An 8,521-nucleotide genomic window follows, 5' to 3' on the forward strand; every position below is an offset into this window, starting at 1 on the left:
CGTGGGCACGGCCTCAGCTAACTGTGTGAAAAAAAACACTTCACACAGTGGATCTTCGGCTCGTGCTGTTCCCACAGGAGTCTGCGTATTTTGCCTACGCTTAGTTCAGATTGTTCGGATGTCTCGTTCTACCTATTTAGTTATGTCCCAGCCTCTTTTTGGCTGTTATCTAAAAGGTTGTTCAATTTCATGATACATAACTGATACTTAAAAGACTGAAAAATAAAAAGGAGGAGGTGTTTTTTTGAAGCGTTCAGTTGTATTCATTATTGTTTTTTCCTTCGTTATTTTAACTGGATGTGGATTGGAGAAGAAGACATTAACTCAATTTTATGATGGGGACATAAATAAAGTATCTAAAGTAATAATATTTGATGGAAATACAGGATACAAAAAGACAATTAAAGATAATAAGATTATAGAAAGTTTCCTAAATGAAATAAAAGACATTAAGTTTATTCCAGATGAAAAACAAGAACCAAGAGATGGATTTAATTATTCTATTACTCTTTATGAAGACGAGAAAGAAACATTCCAATTCGGATTAACACAAGTGAATGACCATTATTACCATACAGAACCTGAAATTTTCCCCATTGTCGATAACTTTTATACAAACCTTGATATAAAAGAAGAGTAAACTTGCTTCGACCTCAGTTATTTTTTCTTTTATTCATTTCTTTTAACAGTTATTTAATTAAATTTCTGACACACTGAAATAAGCATTTCCTTTACTCGTTTACGATCCAATTAATAAGTTCTTCCTCCGTGGTGTTTTCAGAATCTTGCAGTTCCCATATGAGTCTCCGTAAAACCCCCATTGGTGGAAGTCTCACTTTATGGTTTCTTAAGGGAAAGTTCTAAATTGTACTAGAATTCGAATTCACTATCTGGTAAAATATCTTCAATTTACAGATTGGGAGAGGATGGAGACTGACATGTTTGTACATAAAATTGATGGGGATTTATCTTTGAAACTAATTGACGTAAGAGATGCAGAAAGAGTGTTTGAATTAACCGAAAATTCAAGAGATTACTTAAGGGAATGGCTTCCTTGGGTGGATAATACCGTTAAAGTAGAAGATACTAAAGCATTTATTCAATCATGCCTAAAAGGTTTTGCAGACAATAACAGTCTAAATGCAGTTATTTTATATAAAGATGAAATTGTTGGAGTCGCCGGCTATAACAGCATTGACTGGTCCAATAAGATCGCATATATTGGTTATTGGCTTGGAGCTGATTACCAAGGGAATGGAATAATGACAAGAGTAGCTAAAGCATTAACTGATTATGCTTTTGAGGAGTTAAAATTAAATAAAGTGGAAATTAGAGCTGCAGTCGACAATAAAAAAAGCAGAAATGTGCCTGAAAGGCTAGGATTCGTAGAGGAAGGTCATATTAGAAGTGGTGAATGGATATATGATCATTATGTTGATCATGTTGTATATGGAGTATTAGCTGATGAATGGGGAAGATAGCATACAGGGGAATTGTCGAAATATATTGACAATTCTAACGAATCCATGCTAAAGTATAGTATATTACTTGGATTTTAAAAAATTGAACATATTAATCTTGTCTTATCAAGAGAGGTGGAGGGACTGGCCCGAAGAAACCTCGGCAACCATTAAGTTTTACTTAATATAGGTGCCAATTCCATCTAAGTGGTCTCACTTAGAAGAGATAAGAGATTCATAGCTTTGTAATGTATCTCTCTATCTCAACGTAGAGGGATTTTTTATTTGTGAAAAATATACAGAATATTAAATATAATATATCAACTTATCAAGAGAGGTGGAGGGACTGGCCCAATGAAACCCGGCAACCATTAAGCAAGGCTTGAAAGGTGCTAAATCCTGAGAGATAAGAAGAGTGGTAGAGTTCTCTTTTTATCGAAGAGGGCTTTTTTTTATCACGGTGCTAACCGTCTGTAAGCCCCCACTTCAAGCTTCCAGTAACATAAGGAAGCTTAGTGGGGGATAATAGACGCTAACACCCTGATAAGTTTCGCTAATGATCAGTGAGGGTCAAAACCCCCACTGATCACAGTCTCACTTTATATACCAAAAAATAAAGTTGAACAAGGAGTTATAACTTATGTCAATTGTCATTTTAGACGGGATCCGGACACCTTTTGGAAAATGGAATGGTGCACTTTCACAATTTGATGCAGTAACGTTAGCAAGTAAGCCATTAAAATATTTAATTGAAAAGCATTCAACAATCTCTCATATAGATGGAGTATTGTTAGCGCAAGTTATTCAGGCAGGTCAAGGGCAAAACCCTGCTAGACAAGTTGCACACCAGGCAGGGCTTGATAGTAGAACGCCAGCTATCACACTAAATAATGTATGTCTCGGAGGAGTTGCTTCAGTCATTGATGCAGCCCGCAGAATTAAATTAGAAGAAGGGTCAGTTTATATTGTTGGTGGTTTTGATTCGATGTCCAATGCACCACATGTAATCCCGACTCGATCAATAAAAGGTATCGGACACCAAACCATTACCGATACATTACTACATGATGGATTATGGTGTTCCTTAAGTGATCAATCCATGGGTGCCTTAACAGAACAATACAATCGCATATATAACATTGATCGAAAGGAGCAAGATCAATTTGCAACTCAATCGCAACAAAGAGCAGCAACAGCTTCCGAACAAGGCTTATTACAGGAAGAAATCCTACCAATCGATGGAGTGTTAGCAAATGATGAAGGAATTCGACCTCAGACAACGGTAGACAAATTAGCCAATTTAAAACCAGCTTTTACGAAAGATGGAACGATTACAGCTGGAAATGCTTCGCAAATGACAGATGGAGCTAGCCTAGGGATTGTCACAACATCAGAGCAAGCAGAACAACTAGGAACTGAACCACTTGCTTACGTTATTGACTGGGCTGAAACAGCTGGACCAGACCCAAGTTTACACACAAAACCAGCAGATGCGATCCAGAAAATATTAGATAATCAGAAATTAACAATAGATGATATAGATTTATTTGAAATAAATGAAGCATTTGCGAGTGTTGTAATCGGAAGTTGTCAGGCATTGGATATTGATGATGACAAAGTAAATGTCAATGGAGGAGCTATAGCAATTGGTCATCCGCTTGGAGGTACTGGCTTCCGTTTAGTTTTAACTTTGGCACATGCTTTGAAGAGACGCGGCGGAGGTAAAGGAATTGCTTCCCTATGTGGCGGTGGTGGTCAAGGAATTGCCATTCTAATTGAGGTAACAGAGAAAGGAGGACAACAATGAATACTCAAACCATAGATAAAAAGAGTCCTATATTATGGGAACCTACGGAAAAAGCTATCGAGCAATCCCATCTTAATGCATTTTCTAAAACGGTCAACCAACCACTCTTTCCCTATGAAAGGTTACATCGTTGGTCGATCACGAATATTGGGGATTTTTGGGAAGGTGTATGGGACTATGCTGGTATTATTGGTGAAAAAGGAGAAACCACTTATGTTCCTGCTGATTCCATGGCAGAAGCTGTATTTTTCCCAGATGCTCGTTTGAATTTTGCGGAGAATCTATTAAAAGGTAAAGGTGACCAAGTTGCTGCCTACCAAGCAGATGAAACAGGCGTAACAGCTCAGATTACTTTCCAGGAGCTGCGTAAACAAGTAGCAAGAGCACAATACGGATTAAAACAACTAGGAGTAAAAAAAGGAGATCGCGTAGCAGGTATAACTACTAATAATATTGAAGGTTTGGTTGCTTTACTTGCTGCTACATCAATAGGTGCGGTTTGGACTTCATGTTCACCAGATTTCGGTGCTAAAGGAATCGTTGATCGAATTGGTCAAGTTCAACCGAAAGTACTGATTGCTAACCTTAAATATTACTATAAACAAAAGCCTTTTGATATTTCGGATAAAGTGCTAGAAACAGTGCAAAACATCGTTAGCATCAAGCACATTATTACGATTGCCGGCGAACTGCCAGAAGCGATCACATGGCAATCTTTACTTGAAAATGATGTGGAGACCCCCGAATACGAACGAACAGGATTTCGTGATCCTTTATATATTCTATATACATCAGGTACGACAGGATTACCAAAGGCGATTGTACACACCGTTGGGGGTACGCTTTTACAACATGTGAAAGAGCATCAATTGCACTGTGATGTCCATGAAAAAGATGTGTTGTTTTGGTATACCAACACGGCGTGGATGATGTATCCCTGGGTTGTTTCTGGTTTGGCGAGCAATGCTTCGATTTTATTATATGATGGTTCTCCGGTTTTACCTGATAAGCCAACACATTTATGGGAAATTGCAGAGGAAATCGGACTTACACACTTTGGTACGAGTCCCAAATACTTAGATTCGTTAATGAAAGCAGATGTTGTATTAAAGGATCAGTATGCTTTAGCTTCCTTAAAAAGTATCCTTTCCTGTGGTGCACCACTTGTGGCAGAGCAATATGACTGGGTATACGAAACAATTAAAGAAGATCTTTATTTAGCTTCTATATCAGGTGGTACAGAAATTATCGGATGTTTTGTGATGGGCTCACCCATTCACCCAGTTAACCGTGGTGAAATCAGTTGTAAAGCATTAGGAATGGCGATGGAAGTGTTTGATGATCGTAATGCACCTGTCTATGGTCAAAAGGGAGATCTCGTCTGTACACAAGCATTCCCAAGCATGCCACTGACATTCTATGGCGAAAATGGTGACGAACGTTATCGGAACAATTATTTTTCCCAACGACCTGGTATTTGGACACATGGAGATTTCGCGGAACAAACGATTGATCAATCATTTATTATCTATGGTCGTGCAGACACCGTTCTTAACCCTGGAGGTGTGAGAATTGGTACAGCAGAAATATATAGTGTAGTAGAACAAATCGAAGAAATCAAAGATTCAATCGTATTTGGTTTACCTTGTGAAAATGATGAAGAAATTGTTTTATGTGTAGTAACCAATCAATTAACGAAAGAGCTTGCCAAATATATTCGTCAGCAAATACGGGAAAAGGCATCACCCAGACATGTTCCGAGACGTATTTATCAAGTGAATGATATTCCATATACAATCAATGGTAAGAAGGTAGAAGGTGCAGCAAAAACAGAAGCAATTGGAAAAGAAGTGAAAAATAAAGCTTCTATTAGTAATCCTGAATCTCTGCAAGAATTGACACATATTAAAGAAAAGGAGTGCTACTAATGGCGAAACGACCGAAAGGAGCCATTATCGGTATTGGTGAACTAAAGCCAGTACGTTACTCTGAGGGGAAAACGACGTTAGGTTTAATTGCAGAATCCGTACAACTTGCCTTACTAGATGCCGGAATATCAAAAGATGAGATAGACGGATTGTTAGTAGGACCACAAGTCGGTGAAACACCACAACACGTGCCTGCGACGGTGTCAGAATATTTAGGTATTTCACCAACCATGTCCAATACTGTTGATCTTGGTGGTGCAACAGGGGCAGGAATGGTCTGGCGTGCAGCAGCTGCAATTGAAGCAGGAATGTGTGAAACGGTTGTCTGTGTATTAGCTAATAAAAATGAAAAAGGACAGACGCCACGTTCTCCAAACCGTAATCCGATTCGTGAATTTGATGTGCCGTTTGGTGCTTCAGGGGCCAATACCTCTTATGCACTGTTAAAAAGGGAACATATGGAAGCTTATGGTTCAAAACAAGAGGATTTTGCCAGAATTGCCTATTGGTCGAGAAAAAATGCCCTGAAGAATCCGAAAGCTATCTTTTATGATAAACCAGTTGAGGTGGAAGATATTTTGCAGTCGCCAATGATTTCTGATCCACTTAGGCTTTTAGAAATTGTCATGCCGTGTGCAGGTGGTGCAGCTGTCATCGTTACTTCAGAAGAAAAGGCGAAACAAGCCAAAAACAAACCGGTCTATCTTAAAGGGGCAGGAGAAAAAATAACACATCGAGCAGTCAGCCAAGCCCCGGCTGTTGATCAGTTACCTTTTTCTTATTCGATTCCACAAGCTTTAAAACAAGCGGGAATAGAAGGGAAAGATTTAGATTTATTATCCTTGTATGACTGTTATACAAGTGTTGTAGCGGTGCAACTTGAAAGCATCGGTATATGTAAGCAAGGAGAATTCGGTGAATTTGTTAGAAATCATACTTTTGATCATGATGGAGATTATCCACTCAATACGCATGGTGGCCAATTAGGTTTTGGACAAGCCGATTTAGCCGGAGGGATGTCACACGTAATCGAAGCAGTTGTTCAATTACGTGGTGAAGGAGAAGATCGACAAATTCCCAATCCTAAATATGCACTTGTGACAGGAAATGGAGCGACGTTAAGTGAAACAACTGCTTTAGTTTTAGGAGGAGAACAATGACGAATATATCATTTCCGGAACCGACGATTACAGCGGTCACTCAGCCTTTTTGGGATAAGATTAACGAGAAACAATTCTATCTTCAGCAATGTGATGATTGTGCTCAATGGATTTTCTACCCACGTGCTCATTGTCCTCATTGCTTTGGATCGAAGCTGACATGGAAAGAAGCTTCAGGGCAAGGAAAGTTAAAATCATGGAGTATTGTTCACCGAGCAGGACATCCTGCCTGGCAGGGGCGAACACCTTATGCCGTAGGAATCGTCGAACTAATTGAGGGACCATCCTTGCTTACACATTTGCTGATTGATGAACAGGAAATATGTTATCAGTTGCCAGTTGAAATATCTTTTCAGCAATTAAATGAACGATTATTACCATTTTTCCAAAAGAAAGGGGATTAAACCATGATCTATACGTATCTCATTTTAGTTGTCGTGTTTTGGATTATTGGACTGACGATTTGGAGCAAGTATTATAAAAATAATTAAAGGTGGTTTTCAAGCATGTTGACAGAATCTAGTTTACTTCTTTGGACTGTTATTATATTATTAGTTGCTTATTTTGGCGTTGTAACTTGGATTGGTAAGAAAGGGAGTGCTCATAGTAAATCCATGAATGGGTTTGCTACTGCTAGAGGGAAGGTTAGTCCTTGGTTAGTAGGCGCCAGTTTTGCCGCTTCTTATTCTAGTGCGAATCTATTTATCGGTGTTCCAGGCTTAGCTTATCAGCACGGTACATCCGTTTTATGGTATACATTAGGTTGTTTTGGAGTATCATGGGTAGGACTTTTAATTTTTGCTAAAACATTTTGGCGTTACGGAAAAAAATTCGGTCGTGTATCCACCGTACCGGAATGGTTAGGACGTCGATATAATTCCAAAACGTTACAAGTTATTGTTTCATTGCTGATCTTATTCAATGTATATTATATTGTTGGACAAAATGTCGGTCTTGCCACTATTTTTGAAACGGTAATTGGTATTCCGTATTTCTGGGGGATTATTATCGGTGTAGCCATTACGATTTTATATATCGGACTTGGTGGTGCCTATGCCCAAATGATTACGGATGGTATTCAAGGACTATTTATGGCAATAGCCTCCATCCTGATTTTTATTTCATTTTTTTGGACAATCGGTGGAGGATTCAATGTATTTGGAGAATTAACCAATCAACTTCAAGCAGTAGATCCAAATTTAACGACTTTTATTGGGGTTACTGGTCCGTATAATAGTGTATTAGCCATTATGGCAGTTCAGTTTTTATTATTCAGCTTTATCTTAATGCCACACCTATTAAATAAGATTTTATCGATTGAAACGGAAGAAGAACTGGCTCCATTCACCTTATCAACAGGGATTGTTTTATTTGTGATTTCAACGTTAATGGTACTTGGTGGATTAGCGGCACGTGTACTCTTCCCAACATTAAATAGTCCAGATGCTGCTATTCCGGTGTATGTGATCGAATCGTTCCCTAGTATTGTTGCAGCGATTATGATTGTAGGTATTATTTCTGCGATTCTTTCCAGTACAGACAGCTTGTATCTAGGGGTAACAACAAGTATCGGGAATGATTTTTACCGGGTATTGGCACCAGTATTTAAGAAGGATATCAGCCAAGCTAAATTAGAATCCCAATCGGTTAAGGTGGCAAAAGGATCCCTTATTTTAGTTGGGCTCTTGTCTTTATATATTTCCTTAGACCGTCCGGATTCATTGTCGATCTTAATTCAATTTAGTTTTTCAGCGATTATTTCTGGTATTCTAGCACCGATAACATTAGGTTATTTCTGGAAGAAAGCAACAAACTATGGTGCGATAGCAGCAGTTATCACAGGTGCAGCATTGTATGTAGTCTTTACGCAATTTAATGTCATTGAAAATATTTATCTGGCAATGTTCTTTGCTTCTTTAGCATCATTTGTAGTAATGGGTATTATTGGATTGCTAACAGCTACTGAAAAACATGAAGAATTAGTGCTTAAGAAAATCGGATAAAAAGTAATGAGTGAGCTGACTTTTTAGGTCAGCTCCTTTTTGTTCGCCCGGCATGGGCGAACTCTAACGGGTGAAAGTCCTGAGTGCGACCTAGTAGCGGTAAGCACATAGCCAAAAGCAACGGTGTCCACGGTGACGTGGAATCGGAAGGAAGCTCAAGGCA

7 protein-coding genes and 2 riboswitches are annotated in these 8,521 nt (G+C 38.7%); all 7 genes read left to right on the forward strand.

The features are described from left to right. Positions 1 to 244 precede the first annotated feature (244 nt). The 7 genes from ACTWP4_RS14010 to ACTWP4_RS14040 all read left to right on the forward strand — a co-directional run bounded on the left by ACTWP4_RS14010 (position 245) and on the right by ACTWP4_RS14040 (position 8,358). Positions 245 to 640, forward strand: coding sequence for a hypothetical protein (locus ACTWP4_RS14010; protein ID WP_443129390.1), 396 nt, complete (start codon positions 245 to 247; stop codon positions 638 to 640). Positions 641 to 938: 298 nt separating this feature from the next. After that, positions 939 to 1,481 (forward strand): GNAT family N-acetyltransferase, encoded by a 543-nt coding sequence (locus tag ACTWP4_RS14015; protein WP_443129391.1) that lies wholly within the window; start codon positions 939 to 941, stop codon positions 1,479 to 1,481. A 99-nt stretch (positions 1,482 to 1,580) separates the two neighbouring features. Next, a riboswitch (SAM riboswitch) is annotated at positions 1,581 to 1,693 on the forward strand. Between the two features lie 89 nt (positions 1,694 to 1,782). Further along, positions 1,783 to 1,873: riboswitch (SAM riboswitch) on the forward strand. A 227-nt stretch (positions 1,874 to 2,100) separates the two neighbouring features. Further along, positions 2,101 to 3,267 (forward strand): thiolase family protein, encoded by a 1,167-nt coding sequence (locus tag ACTWP4_RS14020; protein WP_443129392.1) that lies wholly within the window; start codon positions 2,101 to 2,103, stop codon positions 3,265 to 3,267. Next, positions 3,264 to 5,195, forward strand: coding sequence for an acetoacetate--CoA ligase (locus ACTWP4_RS14025; RefSeq protein WP_443129393.1), 1,932 nt, complete (start codon positions 3,264 to 3,266; stop codon positions 5,193 to 5,195). The genes ACTWP4_RS14020 and ACTWP4_RS14025 overlap by 4 nt, the downstream gene beginning before the upstream one ends. After that, positions 5,195 to 6,355, forward strand: coding sequence for a thiolase family protein (locus ACTWP4_RS14030; RefSeq protein WP_443129394.1), 1,161 nt, complete (start codon positions 5,195 to 5,197; stop codon positions 6,353 to 6,355). The genes ACTWP4_RS14025 and ACTWP4_RS14030 overlap by 1 nt, the downstream gene beginning before the upstream one ends. Continuing rightward, positions 6,352 to 6,759, forward strand: a complete 408-nt coding sequence (locus ACTWP4_RS14035) for a Zn-ribbon domain-containing OB-fold protein (RefSeq protein WP_443129395.1) — start codon at positions 6,352 to 6,354, stop codon at positions 6,757 to 6,759. The genes ACTWP4_RS14030 and ACTWP4_RS14035 overlap by 4 nt, the downstream gene beginning before the upstream one ends. Before the next feature lie 102 nt (positions 6,760 to 6,861). Further along, positions 6,862 to 8,358 (forward strand): sodium:solute symporter family transporter, encoded by a 1,497-nt coding sequence (locus ACTWP4_RS14040; protein WP_443129396.1) that lies wholly within the window; start codon positions 6,862 to 6,864, stop codon positions 8,356 to 8,358. The last annotated feature ends 163 nt before the right edge of the window (positions 8,359 to 8,521 follow it).

This window comes from Gracilibacillus sp. D59, from assembly GCF_052246695.1.
Taxonomy (GTDB): domain Bacteria; phylum Bacillota; class Bacilli; order Bacillales; family Amphibacillaceae; genus Gracilibacillus.